Source organism: uncultured Brevundimonas sp. (assembly GCF_947305955.1).
Lineage (GTDB): Bacteria > Pseudomonadota > Alphaproteobacteria > Caulobacterales > Caulobacteraceae > Brevundimonas.
The window spans coordinates 15,728-33,483 of record NZ_CAMZFB010000033.1 but is presented as its reverse complement, the minus strand read 5'-3'; the positions used below and the strand labels follow the sequence as shown (position 1 = coordinate 33,483).

The following is a 17,756-nucleotide window of genomic DNA, read 5'->3' as shown; positions in this document are numbered from 1 at the left end:
GAGCAGGAGGCCCGCACCAAGGCCCGCGAACTGGAAGACCGTCTGGGCCGCCTGCAGACCGAGGCTCGGGGCTTGGCCCAACTTCTGGTGACAGGCAAACGCCAGCACGCGCCTGCACTCGACAAGGTATCTGCGGCCAAAGGCTATGAGGCCGCGCTGGCCGCCGCCCTCGGTGATGATCTTGATGCTGCACTGGACAAGGCCGCCCCCGCCCACTGGGCCGGCGCGGACGCCGCCCCCCATAGTTGGCACGATGGCGTGGAGCCTTTGTCCGCCCATGTGGACGCGCCCGAGCAACTGGCCGCGCGTCTGGCCTTCTGCGGTGTGGCTCCGCGTGACAGGATCGCCGATCTGGCCCGCGCCCTGCCGCGCGGTGCGCGTCTTGTGACAAAGGATGGCGACCTTTACCGCTGGGACGGTTTCGTCAGCCGCGCCGAAGCCCCGCGCCCCGCCGCCGTCCGGCTGGCCCAGCGCACCCGCCTGTCGGAGCTGGAAGCCGAGATCGATGCTGGCAAGCCCGCGCTGGAGGCCGCACAGGCCGCCCTGCGCGCCGCCACCGACGCCTTCCGCGCCGCCGAGGAAACCGTAAAGCAGGCCCGCACCCGCCCCTTCGGTCTGGACAAGGCTGTGACCAGCGCCCGCGACCGTCTGGAACACCTGCGCCGCGAGCAGACCCGCAAGGAAGCCCGCGCCCAGTCGCTGGATGAAACCGTTGCTCGCCTCGAAGCCGAAACGGCCGAGGCACAGGCCGCATACGATGCCGCCCAGAATGTCGAGGAACCGTCCGAGACCATCGCCACCCTGCGCGGTGATCTGAACGCCGCCCGCGTGGCCGCCGACGATGCCCGTCAGGCCGCGCAGAACGCCCGTTCACGCCGCGACGAAGAGGCCCGCGACCGCCAGCAGCGCGAACAGCGCCTCGGCAGCCTGACCCGCGCGCACGAAAGCTGGATCGGCCGATCGAAAGAAGCCACGGGCCGCATCAAGACGCTGGAAAAGGACGCCGAAAAGGCCGCCGCCCAGCTTAAAAAAGCCGAGGAAGCGCCCAAGGGCTTTGCCGAACAGCGCGGCAAGTTGATGGACACCCTGATCGCCGCCGAGAACCGCAAGAAGGCCGCGACCGACGCCCTGCAACAGGTCGAGTTCGACGCCGCCGAGGCCGACCGCGCCGCCCGCGCCGCAGAAAGCATCGCAGGTCAGGCCCGCGAGGCCCGCGCCGCCCTTCAGGCCCGTGCCGAGGCGGCGGACGAGAAACTGGCCGACGCCGACCGCAACCTGCGCGAAACCGCACAGATGACGCCGGAAGAACTGGGCAAAAAACTTCAGGAAGACGCCATCGCCCGTCCGCCGGATACGCAAGGGGCGGAGAACCTGCTGTTCGCGCTGGAACGCGAGCGTGAGGCTCTTGGCGCGGTCAACCTGCGTGCCGAGGAAGAGGCCGAGGAATACAACGACCGTCTGGGCGCGATGAAGACCGAGCGGATCGACCTGACGCAGGCCATCGCCAAGCTGCGCGACGGGATCGACGAACTGAACGCCGAGGGCCGCGAGCGCCTGCTGGCGGCGTTCGAGATCATCAACGAGAACTTCAAGACCCTGTTCGAGGCCCTGTTCGGCGGCGGTCAGGCCGAGTTGAAACTGGTGGAAAGCGACGACCCGCTGGAAGCCGGTCTGGAAATCTATGCCTGTCCGCCCGGAAAACGCCTGTCGGTCATGAGCCTGATGTCGGGGGGCGAGCAGGCCCTGACGGCGGCGGCGCTGATCTTCGGCGTCTTCCTCGCCAACCCTGCCCCCGTCTGCGTGCTGGACGAGGTGGACGCGCCGCTGGATGACGCCAACGTGGACCGCTTCTGCAAGATGCTGCACGAAATGCGGTCGCGCACCGACACCCGCTTCATCTGCATCACCCACAATCCGGTGACGATGAGCCGGATGGATCGCCTCTATGGCGTGACCATGCCCGAGCGCGGCATGAGCCAGCTGGTCAGCGTCGACCTGAAACAGGCCGAGACCATCATTAACGCCTGAGCAGGTCCTTGAGCGCAGGGCCTATCAGAAACCACGGCTCATAGAGATAGCGTGACGCCAACCGCTTGGGGTCGTGGCACAGGCGATAAAGCCATTCGATGCCCCACTCGCCCATCCAGCGCGGCGCGGCCTTTTGCACCCCGACCTCGTAATCGAATGCCGCACCGACAGGCATGACGACACAGGGCGGAAGGTCGCGATAGTTCTCGGCAATCCACGCCTCCTGACGCGGCATGCCCATGCCCACCATCAGGATATCGGGGGCAAAGCGGCGGATGGTCGAGAGCACCGACTGGTTTTCCTCGCCCTCGCGCGTCACGTCGAAAAAGCCGTCGCGTCCGGAGAAGCTGAGATCGGGATAGGCCATTTCCATCATGCGAATGGCCCCCGTCGCCACGCCCGGCTCGCCCCCCAGATAGAAGACCCGCAGGCCATAACGCTGGGTCATGTCCCAGAACCGGCCGCGCCAATCCAGATAGGTCGAGCGATGCTGTGGCCCTACCGGCTTTCCGCACAGTTTGGCGAACCGGATCATGGGCATGGAGTCGATCTGAACCAGATCGGCCATGTCGTAGAACCGCGCCATCGCCTCGTCACGGTCGATCAGATACAGGCTGTGCAGATTGTGGTTGGCGAGGATGGCCCGCTGGCGGCCTCGCGCCCGAAACTGGATCCAGTCCAGAACTTCATCCGGCGTCACCATATCGACGTCGTGGCCCAATATCCGGATACGCTGAAAGCCGCTTTGGCTCTCAGCCACACACACCCCTGCCCCCACCGTCAGCGCGCCCGCTTGTGCCAAGGGTTCGGGGGATGTGTTATTCATGGCCCGCAGTATGGCTAACACCGATTAACGATGGGTTCCCTCACAGTGCCAATTTATGGATTTACGCTTGCCCTCGCCCTGTTGTTCGGGGGCCAGGACCCGCTTTCGGCCGAACGCCAGCTGCAGATGACCGGACAGGGCCGCTTCACCTATTTCGCGGATTTGTCGACCGTCGCCGATGACGGAAATGGCGTGCGGCGACTGCGGGCGCTGCAGTTATCGGACGAGCCGATGATGATCGGCGATGTGGCCTTTATCGGCGGCTGGTCCAACTGGTCGTTCGACTGCGTCCAGCGCACGGCGCGTCGGATTGATTTCAGCTCGCTACGCAGTGACGGCGTGGAAGGTCCGGCCACACCGGTACAGACGGGTGTCTATCCCCTGTCTCCCGGTGGCGATGCCGCCGAGCTGGCCGCCGTCGCCTGTGGCGAGATCGAACAGAAGATAGACGCCCGCAATCTGAACGAAGCGATTGCCTTAGCCAGCGAGATCGACTGATCGGCCCGTTCGGCTCTTGGTTTCGACCTGATCGAGATCGACGCGGTCACGCGGCAGGGCCTCGGGACACTCGTCGCGCATGAAGGCCAGCATCTTCTCGCGGATCTCGCACTTGAGATCAAAGGCCGACGAGGCGTTGCGTGCGCTGGCCGTACAGCGGACCTTGGCCGTGCGCTCGGTGATGTCGAACACCACCAGCGACACCACATCCCCGTCCCAATGGATGGATTGCTGGACGATCTCTTCCAGCTTGGTCCGCAGGCGATCGATGGGGGCTTCATAGTCCACCCACAGGAAGGCCGGAGCCAAGAGGCGCGTATCCATCCGCGTCCAGTTCTCGAACGGCGTCTGGATGAAATAGGTCAGCGGCACCACGATACGGCGCCAGTCCCAAAGCTTGACCACCACATAGGTTGAGGTGATCTCCTCGACCCGCCCCCATTGGCCCTCGACCACGACCGCATCATCGATACGGATCGGCTGGGCGGTGGCGATCTGGATGCCCGCGATCAGGTTGGCGAGGAAGGGCTGGAGCGCCAGACCGGCCACGATACCGACCACACCTGCCGAGGCGAGCAGCGACAGGCCCCACTGACGCACGCCCGGAATGGTCAGCAGCGCCAATCCCGCAAACACCAGCATGATCAGCACCTGCAGAACGCGGCGCAGGATACGGGTCTGGGTTACGCGCTTGCGGGCGTGGGTGTTGGCGTCGTCCTCGGTGTCGTAGCGTTTGAGCTGGGCCTGCGCCCCCGTGCCCACAAGACTGGCCAACGTCCAGCCCATGGCCAGCAGGAAGGCCACCAGAAGCGTCCGGCGGACAAGGATCGACATCTCGACCGACAGGGGCGAGACGGTCACCGCCAGCCCCATGGCCATAATCATCACCATCGTACCCAGCTGGATACGGGCGCGCTCCAGTGCCCGCTGCCAGAACTGGTCGCGCTTGCGGGCGATGAGCCGCAGAATGGCGAAGACCATATAGTTGGCCGTCCACCCGATGAGGGTGAAGACGACCACGATAATGCTGATAACCGCCCACTTCGGAAGCCAGTTGAACTGGTTCCAAAGGCGGAAGACCTCATTGGTCAGATCGATGACGAACTGTGGCATGGGCAAACCCTAGCCGCGTTCGTCCTTCCTCCCAAGAGGGGCCGTCGTCGCGGCTTAGCCCTGGCGCTGGGCGGCGGCGGCTTCGGCCAGATCGGCCAGACGCTCGGCGGCATCGGCGATGGCCACACTGCGCGCCGCCACGGACATGGCCGGAAGCTTGGTCGGATTGCCTAGGATGTCACCCACCGTCGCCGTCAGCACCTCGGCGCTGAAGTCATCCTCGGCGATGCGGACAGCGGCACCGGCATCCACCAGCACCTTGGCGTTCAGGGTCTGGTGGTCATCGGTAGCGATCTTCAGCGGGATCAGGACCGACGGCATGGCCGCCACAGCCAGTTCCGAACAGGTCGAAGCCCCTGCCCGACCGATCACCAGATGGGCTTCGGACAGGCGTTTGGCCATATCGTCAAAGAACTGCTCGACCTCGGCCTGAATACCGGCCTCGGCGTAGATTTTCTTGGCGGCGGCGACGTTCTCGAAGCGGGCCTGTTGCGAGACGACCAGACGTTTGCGGATCGCTTCCGGCAAGGCGGCCAGCGCCTTGGGCGTTTCTTCGGACAGGATACGTGCGCCCTGACTGCCGCCGGTGATCAGGACCTTGATCGGTCCCTTGGCACCCGGAGCCTTATAGGCGCGGTCGTAAAGGGCGCGGATGTCGGGGCGGACCGGATTGCCCACCACGTGCAGTCCTTCCAGCACCGACGGCGATGCGCGGCCCAGTGCCGGAAAGGCCGAGGCCACCACATCGACCGACGACGCCAGCAGACGGTTCGTCTTGCCCAGCACCGAGTTCTGTTCGTGGATAACGGTCGCACGGCGGGTCGCCACAGCCGCGATCAGGGCCGGAGCGGACGGATAGCCGCCAAAGCCGACCACCACATCAGCGCCCAGCGCCTTAAAGGCCGCCGAGGCCTGACCCACGCCCTTGATGATCGCAAAACCTGCCTTGAGCATGCCGACAGGGCCGCTGCCGGTTGCGGCATCCAGCGGGATGATCTTGGCCGCCGGAAAGGTCTGGGCGTATTTCTGGCCGCGCTTGTCGGTGGCCAGCAGAACCTGCCAGCCCCGCTCTGCCATCACGCGCGCCAATGCCTCGGCCGGAAACATGTGGCCTCCGGTACCACCGGCAGCGACAACGCAGGAACGGGTCTTAGCAGTCATGGACGTCTCGTTAGCGGCAGGGATCAGGGCAGGATGCGCGAACGCGGATTGATATTGGCACCCGGTTCATAGGCACCCGGCAGACGGCGGGTCAACGACAGCGCCAGTCCCATGGTCAGGCCCATCGCCAGCATGGACGAACCACCATAGGAAATGAACGGCAGGGTCATACCCTTGGTCGGGATCAGGCTGAGGTTCACGGCGACGTTGATACAGGCCTGAAGCCCGATCAGCATGAACAGGCCCGCCGCCGCCGTTTGCTGGAACGGATCAGCCAGCTTCATGGCGCGTCGCATACCGCGCAGGACGATGAAGGCATAAAGGCCAATGATGCTGAGCGACAGCACAAGGCCATATTCCTCGGCACCGACCGAATAGATGAAGTCGGTATGCAGGTCGGGCACGTGGCGCTTCATTACGCCCTCGCCGATGCCGCGCCCGAAAAGGCCGCCCGCACGGATGGCTTCCGAGGCGCGGTCGATCTGGTGGGTGTCTGCGGTTTCCGGCGAGAAGAAGCGGTTCAGGCGGTCACGCATGTGACCGAACGTCAGGTAAAGGCTGATGGCGGCCACCGGCACGGCCGCCGCAACGCCCGCCACCCATTTCATCGGCATGCCCGCCATGAAGAAGACGGCGGCGAATGTGGTGGTCACCAACAGGGTCTGGCCGATATCCGGCTGGATCAGCAGAAGGCCCACAACAAGCCCCCATGCCGCGACCGCGATGCTGACGCCCGGTACGCCCTCGCCCTTGCCCGCCTCGGAGAACATCCATGCGGCAAAGACGATCAGGCCCGGCTTGGCGAACTCGGACGGTTGCAGGCTGAACGGACCAAGGTTGATCCAACGGGCCGCGCCCTTCACCGTGTCGCCGATAAACGGCAGTAGCATCATACAGACGATGGCTACTGACCAGCATGGCCGTCAGGCCCATGCCCGGGAACACCATCATCCGGTAGGAATAGTGGAACGGGTTGCTGATCGACTCGTCGGCCAGAATGGCGGCGGGGCTGGAGGCGAAGCTCAGCACCACGCCGATGAACATCAGCGCCAGCGCGGCCACCAGCAGCGGGCGGTCAACCGTCCACCACCAACGGGCCAGAACGCTCTGGTCACTGCGCGAAAACGGGTGGGCGTAGGACTGGCTCATCGGGCGACCTCCGCTGTGGCACCGAGGGCGAGGACGGCGGCGCGGAACGCTTCGCCGCGCACTTCGAAGTCGGGGAACTGGTCAAAGCTGGCGCAGGCCGGTGACAGCAGCACCACCTGTTCGCCGCCCGCAGCCGCAGCATCGGCAGCCGCCATTTCCACGGCGCGCTCCATGGTGCCCGCAACGACATGTGGGACGTCGGACAGGGTGACAGCAAACTCGTCCGCAGCCTGACCGATCAGATAGGCCTTGGCCACATGGCCGAACAGCGGGCGCAACGGCTCGATGCCGCCTGCCTTGGGCACGCCGCCCGCGATCCAATAGGTCTTGGGATAGGAGGCCAGCGCCTGATAGGCGGCGTCGGCATTGGTGCCCTTGGAATCGTTGATGAAGCGCACCCTGCCCAGACGGCCCACGGCCTCCATACGGTGTGCAAGGCCAGGGAAGCTGACGATGCCGGACAGGGCCTGATCGTGCGAAAGGCCCAGCGCCAGCGCCGTGGCATAGGCAAAGGCCGCGTTCTGGGCGTTGTGACGGCCCGGCAGGGAGCGGGCTTGCGACAGATCGATCTCGCGCTCGCCGGTCAGCAGCAGGCCAGGCGCGGCGCGCCAGCCTTCACGCGGCAGGTCTTCGGCGAAGCGGGCCGTGGTGATGCGGGTGACCTTGCGACCCTTGGCCTCCAAGGCGTCGGCAAGGCCGTGGCCCCAGTCGTCATCGACGCCGATCAGAGCGACCTCGTCAGCCCCTTGGGTCTGGAAGATGCGGGACTTGGCCTTCACATAGCCTTCCATCCCGCCATGGCGGTCGAGGTGGTCGGGGCTGATATTGGTCAGGATGGCGACATCGGGCTTGAAGGCCGTGGTCAGGTCCAGTTGGTAGGACGACACCTCGATCACATAGACCGCGTCGGGCGTGGGCGCAGGCAGGGCCAGAACGCCAATGCCGATATTGCCGCCCATGTGCACCTTCAGCCCCGCCTGTTTCAGCACGAAGGCGATCAGGGCCGTGGTGGTGGATTTGCCGTTGGTGCCGGTGATGGCAACCACGCGCGGGCGCTGGCCCTGTGGCAGGGCGTCCAGCGCGCGGGCGAACAGTTCGACGTCACCGATGACGGGGATGCCCGCCTCGTGTGCCTTGTCGACGGTCCAGTGCGGTTTGGGGTGGGTCAACGGCGCACCGGGCGACAGGACCAGAGCGTCGAAACCCGACCAGTCGGCCTGTGTCAGGTCCTCGACGTTGAAGCCTTCGGCCTCGGCCTGCATTCGCCCCGAGACACCGTCATCCCACAGGACAGGCTCTGCCCCGCCCGCTTCAAGCGCACGGCCAGCCGTGATCCCCGATCGGCCAAGGCCGAAAACCGCAACGCGTCTGCCTTCAAAGCCGGGAACGGGGATCATGGTCTTAACGCAGTTTGAGGGTCGCCAGACCGGCCAGAGCCAGCATGGCGGCAACGATCCAGAAACGGATCACGACGGTGGATTCCGGCCAGCCCATCTTTTCAAAGTGGTGGTGGATAGGAGCCATCAGGAAGATGCGCTTGCCGGTCAGCTTGTAATAGCCGACCTGGATCATGACCGAAGCGGCTTCGATCACGAACAGGCCGCCGACGATGCCCAGCACCAGCTCGTGCTTAGTGGCCACGGCCATCGAGCCCAGAGCGCCGCCCAGAGCCAGCGAACCGGTGTCACCCATGAAGATCTTGGCGGGCGGTGCGTTGTACCACAGGAAGCCCATGCCGCCGCCGATGATGGCCGCGCAGAAGATGGCCAGCTCGCCCGCACCGGGGACGTGGTGGACCTGCAGATATTCCGAGAACAGGAAGTTGCCCGTCAGATAGGCGATGATGCCGAAAGCACCCGCAGCCATCATCACTGGAACAATCGCCAGACCGTCCAGACCATCGGTCAGGTTCACGGCGTTGGAGAAGCCCACGATGGTGAAGGCGGCAAAGGCCACATAGAACCAGCCGATATTGATCAGCACGGCCTTCAGGAACGGAAAGGCAATCGAGGTTTCCAGACCCGGCGAGGTCGGCGACTGGGTCATCCAGAGAACCGTCAGCACGCCTGCGATCACGGCCACCACGGTCTGGGCCAGCAGTTTCTGCTTGGACGTCAGACCCGCCGACGACTGCTTGGTGACCTTGGCGTAGTCATCGACGAAGCCCAGAACACCAAAGGCCCCCGTTACACCCGAGACGATCCAGATGTACGGATTGGTCAGGTCGCCCCACAGCAGCACCGACACGGCGATACCGGCGAGGATCATCAGACCGCCCATGGTCGGGGTGCCGACCTTGGACAGGTGGGTTACGGGGCCGTCGTCACGGATCGGCTGGCCCTTGCCCTGACGGGCGCGCATCCAGTTGATGAAACGGCTGCCCATGGCCACGGCCACGATCATCGAAGTCGCCATCGCCAGACCGACGCGGACCGTCTGGTACTGGATCAGGTGCAGCAGCGGGTAATGCTCGGCGACGTCTGCGTAATAAAGGTACAGGAGATAAAACATCGGGCAGGTTTCCTGTTACTCGGCCGAGGTGTTCAGTGCGGCAAGGGCCTTGGCGACCAGAGCGGCTTTCGAGCCGTTCGATCCCTTGACCATAACAATATCGTCGGGCGCTACCAGTTCACCGGCAATGGCGGCAAGCTCGGCAGCGGTTTCGCGCCATTCGCCGCGCAGTTCGGGCGGCAGGATGTCGTAAAGCTGGCGCATCTGCGGCCCTGCGAGGTGAACCACATCAATCTTGTTGAGAACCAGCGGTTCCGCCAGCCCTTCGTGCAGGGCGCGGCTGTGATCGCCCAGTTCCAGCATGTCGGACAGGACGACGACGCGACGCCCCTGCCCTTCCACCGGATGCTGGCCAAGGCTGGTGAAGCCCGCCTTCATCGACAGCGGATTGGCGTTATAGCTCTCGTCGATCAGGGTGAAGTGGCCGCCCTTGTGCGCCACCACCGTCTGCTCGCCACGACCCGCCAGGGGCGCGAAATTGGCCAGAGCCTCAAAAGCGGTATCCAGCGACACATCCAGCGCCCGCAGCATCAGGATGACGCACAGGCTGTTCAGGCCCCAATGGACGCCCGACTGGGCCAGACGGAAGGCATGGCGTTCGCCCTCGATCTCGGCCACCACGGTCGCGCCTTCGGGATCGGCGTCAAACGACAGCAGGCGGGCATCGGCATCCTCGCCCGTACCAAAGATTTTCAGGGTCGCTCCAGCATCGCGGGCGGCCTGTTTGACGATTTCGGCATAGGCGTTGTCGCCGTTGATGACCGCGACGCCGCCCTCGACCAGACCCTGGAAGATCGAGCCTTTCTCGCGGGCCACGCCGGCCTCTCCATCCTCAAAAGCTTCGATGTGGACGGGGCCGACCGTGGTCACACAGGCGGCGTGCGGACGCACCTGTTTCGACAGGGGGGCGATCTCGCCCGGATGGTTCATACCGATCTCGAACACGGCGCGTTCGGTATCAGCTGGCATGCGCGACAGGGTCAACGGCACACCGATGTGGTTGTTATAGCTCTTGATCGAGGCGTGCGCCTTGCCCGCCAGATCGAGGCCCGCCTTGATGGCCTGTGTCACGCTGGTCTTGCCGACGCTGCCCGTCACGGCGCCGAGCTTGGCGTTCGAGCGGTCACGCGAGGCGGCACCGAGAGCTTCCAGCCCTTTCAGCGTATCGGGCACGACCACATAGGCCCCGCCCTCCACCGGATGCTCGACCAGAGCCACGGCGGCACCGGCCTCAAAGGCGCTCTGGGCAAACTCGTGCCCGTCACGTGCGCCCTTCAGCGCAAGGAACAGGTCACCCGCTTGGATTTCACGGCTGTTATAGGTCAGTCCACCGACGGGTGCGTCGGGGCCAACAAGCTTGCCGCCAACGGCCGAGGCGATGGCTTCGGCAGTCCAGAGCGGCGTTCTGAGATCAGGCATTTTCGGTCAGGGCCAGGGTCGCTTCAGTGGCATCGTCGAAGGGGTGAACGACTCCACCGACGATCTGACCCTGTTCATGCCCTTTTCCGGCGATGACCACCACATCTCCTTCGCCCATCATACCAATGGCGTAACGGATGGCTTCGCGGCGGTCGCCGATTTCCTTAGCGTCGGGGCAGCCTTCCTTCACCTGCGAACGAATGAAGGCCGGATCTTCCGAGCGCGGATTGTCGTCGGTGACGATGGCGACATCGGCCAGACGCCCCGCGATCGCGCCCATCAGCGGGCGCTTGGTACGGTCACGGTCACCACCTGCGCCGAACACCACGATCAGACGGCCCGTCGCGTGCGGACGAAGCGCGTTCAGCACCGTCTCCAGACCGTCAGGCGTGTGGGCGTAATCGACATAGACCTCGCCGCCCTTGAGCGACGGGGCTTGGATGCGTTGCAGGCGGCCTTGCGCGCCCTGAATCATTTCCAGTGCCGGAATGACCTTGTCGGGGTCCTCGCCCGCCGCGATGCACAGGCCCGCCGAGACGAGCGCGTTGGAGGCCTGGAATGCGCCGGCCAGCGGCAGCAGGATGTCGTGCAGCTTGCCTTGGACGTCGATAACCAGACGCTGGCCTTCCGGCGTCGGGCGACGCTGAATCAGGGTCAGGTCGCGGCCACGCTCGCCCACGCCCATCACACCCAGACCGGCCATGATCGAGGCCGAGGCAAAGGCCGAATAGGCATCGCTGTCGGCGTTCAGCACGGCGGTGCGGCCACGCGGCAGCAGGGTTTCGAACAGGCGCAGCTTGGCGGCGCGGTACTCTTCCATCGAGTGGTGATAGTCGAGGTGGTCCTGCGTCAGATTGGTGAAACCCGCAGCCTTGATGGCCACGCCGTCGATGCGGCGCTGGTCCAGACCGTGCGAGGACGCTTCCAGCGCGAGATGGGTTACGTCCTTGCGGGCCAGTTCGGCCAGCAGGCGCGCGGCCTCGGCGGCATCGGGGCTGGTCAGGCCGGGACCGGTCAGGGCGTACGTCTTGTCACCCTTCTGGCCAACGACGCCCAGCGTGCCCATGCTGGCGGACTTGTAGCCCATGGCCGCCCAGATCTGGCGGCAGAAGTTGGCGACCGAGGTCTTGCCGTTGGTGCCGGTGACGGCGACGCAGTTCTTGGGCTGGGCACCATAGAAGGCGCGCGCGGCGATGGCATAGGCGCGGTGAACGTCACCCGAGCCGATCAGCAGCGGCGCGGCATCGGACGGCGTGTCCGACGGGGCCAGAACGGCGGCGGCACCCTTGGACAGGGCTTGGTCGATGAAGGTACGACCATCGGCACGGCTGCCCGGCAGGGCCACAAACAGCGCGCCCGGCTTCACCTGACGGCTGTCAGAGGTGACCGAGGTGATTTCCGGATCGGTACTCAGATCACGGTTCAGAAGCTCGGACAGACGTTGCGCACTCATTGAGCCATACCTTCGGCCACTTGCGGTTCAGGAATCCGCTCGCCGGTTGCGGTGAACCAGCGGTCGGCTTTGCGCTCCACGCCAAGGAACTCGGCGATGCGGTCGGCGATGCGGCCCACTGCGGGAGCAGCCACAAAGCCACCGGTGCGCGGATACTGGCCCGGTTCGTCGATCAGCACGAAGACGCTATAGCGCTTCGCATTAACCGGTCCATCGGACGGGAATACGGCAGCGAACGAACCGACAGCCACGGTCGGGTCATAACGGCCATTGACCAGCTTGTTGGCCGAGCCGGTCTTGCCGCCGACGCGCAGGCCCGGAGCATTGGCACGACCGCCCGAGCCACGGGTCACGTTGCGGCGCATCAGCTCCAGCATGGTGGCCGAGGTTTCCGGCGACACCACACGATGGGTCTTGGCATTCGGGTTCCCACCGCGACGCAGGGTCGGCGGGACATAGATGCCGCCGTTGCTCAGCGCGTTATAGGCCGCCACGGCCTGAAGCGGGGTGGCCATGATGCCATAGCCGAACGACAGCGAAGCCAGCGTCGAGTCATCCCACTTGCGCGGAACGGTCGGGCGGTTGGACTCGCGCAGCTCGATCGGTGCGGCATCCAGCAGACCCAGACGCTTGAAATAGTCGCGCATCACGTCCGGACCCATTTCGACGGCCAGACGCGAGGTGCCGATATTGGACGAGTTCAGGAAGACCTCTTCCAGCGTCATCACCTTATTCTTCGCGTGGAAGTCGGTGATGCGGCGCTTGCCGATCTGGAAGGCCTGCGAAGCGTCGAACAGGGTGTTCATGTCGGCGCGGCCGGTGTCCAGACCCGCAGCGACGGTAAAGCTCTTGAAGACCGAGCCCATCTCATAGTGGGCCGAGGTCACGCGGTTCAGGACCGAGGTGTCACCAGCGGCGACCGGACGGTTCGGATCGTAGGACGGCCACGAAGCCATGGCGAGGATTTCGCCCGTCTGCACATCGGCGACGATGGCGACTGCGCCCTTGGCCTTGTTCTCGATAGCGGCGGCGGCCAGTTCGTTCTCGACCACGCCCTGAACGCGCATGTCGATAGAGATCGGGAAGTCACCGCCATCGGCACCGGCTGCACGGATCTGGTCGTTGAAGGCCAGCTCCACACCCGACACGCCCTGACCGCCCGTATCGGCACGGCCCAGCAGGTGAGATGCAGAGGCACCCAGCGGATAGACGCGGCGGTCTTCCGGTTCAAAGGTCACACCGCCCAGAGCCAGTGCGTGAACCGCACGTCGCTCGGCAGGGGTCAGACCCGTCGCGACGATCAGGCGACGATCGCCGTCCAGCACGCGGTCCAGCTTGCTGGCCGAGATGCGCGGCAGGGCTTCCAGCAGTTGGGCGCGGGCCTGATCGCGGTCCCACACTTCGCGCGGATCGATATAGAGGCCGTAGTGGGTGATGTTGGTCGCCAGCAGCATGCCGTTGCGATCCACAACATCGCCGCGTGCCAGCATCGGACGCGACACGCCGTAACCGACGCGGCCCTTGTCGGCGAAAAGCGCGGCATGGCTGGCACCGCCCACCAGAACGATAAAGACCAGCGCGAAGACCGCCATCACCATAAAGATGCGGAAACGCGGATCGTCCTGCGCACGGTCATGGGCGCGAGCACGGCCATAGGCGTTCTCGACGTCCCAGATCATCGCGCCGATGCGGTTCGTCAGCTTGGCCAGAAAGCCTTCAATGGCGGCACCGTTGATCTGCGGTCCCTGGAGGCCAGCGCCGGGGGCCGGACGCGACCAGCCCATATCGCGGTGATCTTGAACGCTCATTGAGGACCTTCCTGTGCAGAGGTCGACGGGGAGACAGGTGAAGTTTCGGGTTGCGCAGCCACCGGAGCGGGCGCAGCAGCCGGAGCCGGTGCGGGCTGGTTGGCCGCCGCCAGTTCCGACAGACCGTCAGCATCGGTGCGACGGGTGACCTGAACCGGCTCCAGACCCAGTTGGCGGGACAGGGCCTCCAGGCGAGCGGGCTGTTCCAGACGGGTCGCCTCGGCGCGCAGCAGGCGGACGCGTTGTTCGTTCTGGCGGATTTCAGCCTCGATCTGGCTGATTTCCGAGCTTTCGCGGGCGGCAGCGGTTTTGACGATGTAGACCGACACCATGACGGCAGCCAGACAGACAACGCCGATCAGTTCCACGCAGCGGACGCCGCGGATACGCCAATCAAATACACGACGGACCAGTCGCAGAGCCGGGTTCATTACGCCCTCCCCCATGCCGGAGCATCTGTACGGATTGCAGCACGCAGCTTGGCCGAACGGGCGCGCGGGTTCACGGCGCTCTCTTCTTCGGTGGCAGCCTGTGCGCCCTTGAACTTCAAGGTGAAGGTCGGCTTGCGTGGATCGACCGCAACCGGCGCGTGGCGCGAACCTGCGGGGGTATTGCCCGTGCGCTCGGTCAGGAAGTTTTTGACGATGCGGTCTTCCAGCGAATGGAAGGTCACGACCACCAGACGACCACCGGGGGCCAGCTTGGCCTCGGCAGCGGCCAGACCACGTTCCAGCTCGCCCAGTTCGTCGTTCACGGCGATACGCAGGGCCTGGAAGGTACGAGTGGCCGGATGGATGGCCGCGCCACGACGACCGCCCAGAGCCTTTTCGACGACTTCGGCCAGATCCAGCGTGCGGGTGAACGGCTGTTCGGCACGGCGGCGCAGGATGGCGGACGCCACGCGACCGGCCTGACGCTCTTCGCCGTACAGTTTGATGATGTGGGCGAGCGGGCCGTGATCCCAGTTGTTCACGATGTCGGCTGCGGTCTCGCCGGTGTCGGCCATACGCATGTCCAGCGGGCCGTCACGCATGAAGGAGAAGCCGCGCTCGGCCTGGTCCAGCTGCATCGACGAGACACCGATGTCGAACACCGCGCCGTCCAGCTTGGCCTTGCCGCTTTCCTCGAACGCGCTGTCCAGATCGCCGAACGGGGTCTGGATCAGTTGGAAACGGTCGCCGAACTCGGCCTTTACGGCGTCGGCGTGGACCTTGACGGTCGGGTCGCGATCAAGGCCGATGACCTCGGCACCAGTCGCGAGAATGGCGCGGGTGTATCCACCAGCGCCAAAGGTCGCATCAATGATCACGTCGCCAGTCTTGGCTTCCAGTGCCGCCAGCACTTCGGGCAGCATCACGGACAGGTGGGGCTTGTCGCTCATTGACCGCCTCCTGCCAGCTTGGTCTGGGCATCCAGACGGGCCTTGCTGATCTGGGACAGGCTGGCGCGGGCGCGGGCGCGTTGCTCGGCGCGGCGGGCTTCATACTTGTCCTTGGCCCAGATCTGGAAACGGTCGTTCAGGCCGACGATCACCACATCGCCCGACAGGCCGGATTCAACGCACAGATGTTCCGGCAGGGTGATACGGCCACCGCTGTCATAGGCCAGACGGACCTGCTCGCCCATCACCTGCCATTCCAGCGCCGAACGCTCTTCGGAGCCGAACGGCAGCGACTGGATCATCTCGTTATAGACCGCGAACAGGTGGTCCCCACCCGCTTCAAGACAATCGGCTTCAATCGACGGAAACAGGAAAATGCCGTGCTCGGCACCGTTTTCGGCCGTGCGGAAGTCGCCCGGGATCAGCAGGCGGCGCTTCGCATCTAATTGTTTCTCAAAGGTCGAGAGAAACACGGCCCAATCCCTTCAAGCCAAACTGGCTTTTCCCTGCATTCCGGCAGACGCACAGGGCGTACGTCTTCCAGCCGATATGACTGGAAATGGGATACCATGGGACGAAATGGGTCTCAATGGGATGAGACGGGATGTTTAACTATGTTTTCACCTTCACCGTGGACAAGAAGGCCTGAAAAACAAGAACATACACAGAACAATCCACAACCTCGCAACCATCGCGCGAGGCCAGAACAGTCCTAGGGTCAATCACTTACCAAAGGGTTCAGACACAAAATGGCCACGTTTGGCCGCCCCGAGGCAGTCTGTCCCATTTATGGTGAAAATTTTTTGGACCAGAGGCAGCCGATCCCATATCGGACGCCCTACCGCGGGACGATCCCAATCCATCCCACCTCCCCGCACGGATCAGGGAGGGAATAAGCCAGACGGTCTATAAGCCGGGTTTTGTACCACCTAGGTGGCGACGATCATTCCTCTGGACCAACCATTGCTGGTTGGTTCTCGCGACCTACCCGGACGTCCGGGGCGGTGAACCCTGCAACCGAGGCTGCGCGACGTCCCTATTTGGTCTTGCTCCAGGCGAGGTTTACCTTGCCATCTTCGTTACCGAAGACGCGGTGGGCTCTTACCCCACCCTTTCACCCTTACCCCGATAAATCGTGGCGGTTTGCTTTCTGTGGCACTGTCTCTCGGGTCACCCCGGGCGGGCGTTACCCGCCGCCTTTTCACCGTGGAGCCCGGACTTTCCTCGACAGGGGCAAGCCCTGCCGCGACCGTCCGACCGTCTGGCGCGGCCTAAGTGAGCGTTTCGGGTGCCGCCGTCAATGCGGCAGATGATTTAACTGTCCAGAACGCCGGTCGTGCTTTCGACACTGGCCAGTTGCAGCAGGCCGACCAGACGCGCGCGGGTTTCGCCGTCGGCGATGCCGTCCACGCGATGCTGACGCCAGTGGCGCTGGAAGGCTTTGACGGTCTGGACCGTTTCTTCGTCGTACTCTCCGCCCGGCTGGATGCCGTAGCCCAGACGGTGCAGCCCCGAGCGCAACACCAGAACGCCCAGCCCCTCGTCGCCGGCCTGAAGCGGTACGCCCAAGGCCTGAACCCGCTCGGCGGCAGGCTCGAACCAAAGGCCATGCCCCTCGCCCGCCAGACGTTTCCACGGGAAGAGTTCGCCCGGATCGTCCTTGCGCGTCGGGGCCATGTCGGAATGGCCGATGATGCGGTTGTCAGGGATGGTCCAGCGGCTGCGGATATCGGCCACCAGTTCGATGACGGCGGCGATCTGGGCCTCGGGGAACGGACGATAGCCGAACTCATGCCCCGGATTGACGATCTCGATGCCGATGGAGGCACCGTTCACATCGTCGGTGCCCTGCCAGACGCCGGCGTTCCTCCGCGACGAGAAGGAAGATGCGCCCGTCCTCTTCGACCAGATAGTGGGACGACACCTTCGCCTCGGGGTCGCGCAGACGCTCCAGCGCCGCCTCCCCCGTCTGCATGCCGGTGTAGTGAAGGACCAGAATGTCCGGCAGGCCCGTACGCTGGTCAAAGTTCGGAGACGGGGCTTCAATAAACTCCATAGGCTGAGGCGGGGCTTTAGCGGCCCTCGCGCTCCCAGCCATAGGCCACCCAGGTGTCGCCAACCTTCTGGGCATCGATGATGCCCTCGTCAGCGGCCTTCTGGGCCTGACGCATCTGACGCGCACGACGGGCGCGCAGAGCAAAGCCCGCAAAGAAAAGAACGACACCGCCGATCACAGCCAGCATGGCGACAGCCGCTGCCGTCAGCACAGCCAGAATGGCACCCACGGTCACAGCCACGGCGGTCGCAATCAGTCCGCCCAGCCACACGAACGGAGCCAGCAGTCCACCACCGGCACGGCGGCGTGCAGCGAAGGATATCTGGGCCATAGGATCGGACTGGATCATGTCG

At 64.7% G+C, this 17,756-nt stretch carries 14 protein-coding genes, 1 other RNA gene and 3 pseudogenes; 3 read left to right on the top strand and 15 right to left on the bottom strand.

All coding sequences use genetic code 11. The features are described from left to right. A pseudogene (locus Q0Y42_RS09500) lies at positions 1-2,028 on the top strand (chromosome segregation protein SMC); the annotation flags it as partial. Here Q0Y42_RS09500 and Q0Y42_RS09495 read toward each other — a convergent pair. Then, on the bottom strand, positions 2,018-2,854 hold the full coding sequence (locus Q0Y42_RS09495) for a WecB/TagA/CpsF family glycosyltransferase (RefSeq protein ID WP_297802937.1): 837 nt from the start codon (positions 2,852-2,854) through the stop codon (positions 2,018-2,020). The pseudogene Q0Y42_RS09500 and the gene Q0Y42_RS09495 overlap by 11 nt on opposite strands. A 30-nt stretch (positions 2,855-2,884) precedes the next feature. On the opposite strand from Q0Y42_RS09495, the gene Q0Y42_RS09490 reads away from it, so the two are divergent. Continuing rightward, a complete protein-coding gene (locus Q0Y42_RS09490) occupies positions 2,885-3,352 on the top strand; it encodes a hypothetical protein (RefSeq protein ID WP_297802934.1) in 468 nt (155 codons plus the stop codon). On the opposite strand, the gene Q0Y42_RS09485 is transcribed toward Q0Y42_RS09490, so the two are convergent. From Q0Y42_RS09485 to Q0Y42_RS14070, 11 genes and pseudogenes are all read right to left on the bottom strand, one after another. After that, positions 3,332-4,465: a mechanosensitive ion channel domain-containing protein gene (locus Q0Y42_RS09485; protein WP_297802930.1), complete on the bottom strand. Its 1,134-nt coding sequence runs from the start codon at positions 4,463-4,465 to the stop codon at positions 3,332-3,334. The genes Q0Y42_RS09490 and Q0Y42_RS09485 overlap by 21 nt on opposite strands. 54 nt (positions 4,466-4,519) lie before the next feature. Continuing rightward, positions 4,520-5,626 carry an undecaprenyldiphospho-muramoylpentapeptide beta-N-acetylglucosaminyltransferase gene (gene murG / locus Q0Y42_RS09480; protein ID WP_297802927.1) on the bottom strand — a complete coding sequence of 369 codons (1,107 nt, stop codon included), beginning with the start codon at positions 5,624-5,626 and terminating at the stop codon, positions 4,520-4,522. Positions 5,627-5,649: 23 nt separating this feature from the next. After that, positions 5,650-6,775, bottom strand: a pseudogene (locus Q0Y42_RS09475) (putative peptidoglycan glycosyltransferase FtsW). Further along, positions 6,772-8,172, bottom strand: a complete 1,401-nt coding sequence (gene murD, locus Q0Y42_RS09470; RefSeq protein WP_297802924.1) for a UDP-N-acetylmuramoyl-L-alanine--D-glutamate ligase — start codon at positions 8,170-8,172, stop codon at positions 6,772-6,774. Before murD ends, Q0Y42_RS09475 begins: the two are co-directional and overlap by 4 nt. Before the next feature lie 4 nt (positions 8,173-8,176). Beyond that, entirely contained in the window at positions 8,177-9,286 is a 1,110-nt protein-coding gene (mraY, locus tag Q0Y42_RS09465; protein WP_297802921.1) for a phospho-N-acetylmuramoyl-pentapeptide-transferase, read from the bottom strand. A gap of 15 nt (positions 9,287-9,301) precedes the next feature. Then, on the bottom strand, positions 9,302-10,705 hold the full coding sequence (gene murF, locus Q0Y42_RS09460; RefSeq protein WP_297802918.1) for a UDP-N-acetylmuramoyl-tripeptide--D-alanyl-D-alanine ligase: 1,404 nt from the start codon (positions 10,703-10,705) through the stop codon (positions 9,302-9,304). Then, positions 10,698-12,158 (bottom strand): UDP-N-acetylmuramoyl-L-alanyl-D-glutamate--2,6-diaminopimelate ligase, encoded by a 1,461-nt coding sequence (locus Q0Y42_RS09455; RefSeq protein ID WP_297802915.1) that lies wholly within the window; start codon positions 12,156-12,158, stop codon positions 10,698-10,700. The genes murF and Q0Y42_RS09455 overlap by 8 nt, the downstream gene beginning before the upstream one ends. Continuing rightward, positions 12,155-13,966, bottom strand: a complete 1,812-nt coding sequence (locus Q0Y42_RS09450; protein ID WP_297802912.1) for a penicillin-binding protein 2 — start codon at positions 13,964-13,966, stop codon at positions 12,155-12,157. The genes Q0Y42_RS09455 and Q0Y42_RS09450 overlap by 4 nt, the downstream gene beginning before the upstream one ends. Then, positions 13,963-14,397: a cell division protein gene (locus Q0Y42_RS09445; protein ID WP_297802909.1), complete on the bottom strand. Its 435-nt coding sequence runs from the start codon at positions 14,395-14,397 to the stop codon at positions 13,963-13,965. Before Q0Y42_RS09445 ends, Q0Y42_RS09450 begins: the two co-directional genes overlap by 4 nt. Continuing rightward, positions 14,397-15,347, bottom strand: coding sequence for a 16S rRNA (cytosine(1402)-N(4))-methyltransferase RsmH (rsmH, locus tag Q0Y42_RS09440; RefSeq protein ID WP_297802906.1), 951 nt, complete (start codon positions 15,345-15,347; stop codon positions 14,397-14,399). Before rsmH ends, Q0Y42_RS09445 begins: the two co-directional genes overlap by 1 nt. Next, a complete protein-coding gene (locus Q0Y42_RS14070) occupies positions 15,344-15,592 on the bottom strand; it encodes a division/cell wall cluster transcriptional repressor MraZ (RefSeq protein WP_366108281.1) in 249 nt (82 codons plus the stop codon). Before Q0Y42_RS14070 ends, rsmH begins: the two co-directional genes overlap by 4 nt. On the opposite strand from Q0Y42_RS14070, the gene Q0Y42_RS14065 reads away from it, so the two are divergent. Continuing rightward, complete coding sequence (locus tag Q0Y42_RS14065) at positions 15,591-15,659, top strand: hypothetical protein (RefSeq protein WP_366108279.1); 69 nt, start codon at positions 15,591-15,593, stop codon at positions 15,657-15,659. The two genes, Q0Y42_RS14070 and Q0Y42_RS14065, sit on opposite strands and share 2 nt — an antisense overlap. A gap of 581 nt (positions 15,660-16,240) precedes the next feature. Here the strand turns inward: Q0Y42_RS14065 and rnpB are convergent. The 3 genes and pseudogenes from rnpB to Q0Y42_RS09420 all read right to left on the bottom strand — a co-directional run bounded on the left by rnpB (position 16,241) and on the right by Q0Y42_RS09420 (position 17,752). Then, positions 16,241-16,612, bottom strand: an RNA gene (gene rnpB / locus Q0Y42_RS09430) — RNase P RNA component class A. A 49-nt stretch (positions 16,613-16,661) separates the two neighbouring features. Continuing rightward, positions 16,662-17,403: pseudogene (locus Q0Y42_RS09425) on the bottom strand (N-acetylmuramoyl-L-alanine amidase). A 16-nt stretch (positions 17,404-17,419) separates the two neighbouring features. Beyond that, positions 17,420-17,752 (bottom strand): hypothetical protein, encoded by a 333-nt coding sequence (locus Q0Y42_RS09420; RefSeq protein ID WP_297802900.1) that lies wholly within the window; start codon positions 17,750-17,752, stop codon positions 17,420-17,422. Positions 17,753-17,756: the final 4 nt, after the last annotated feature.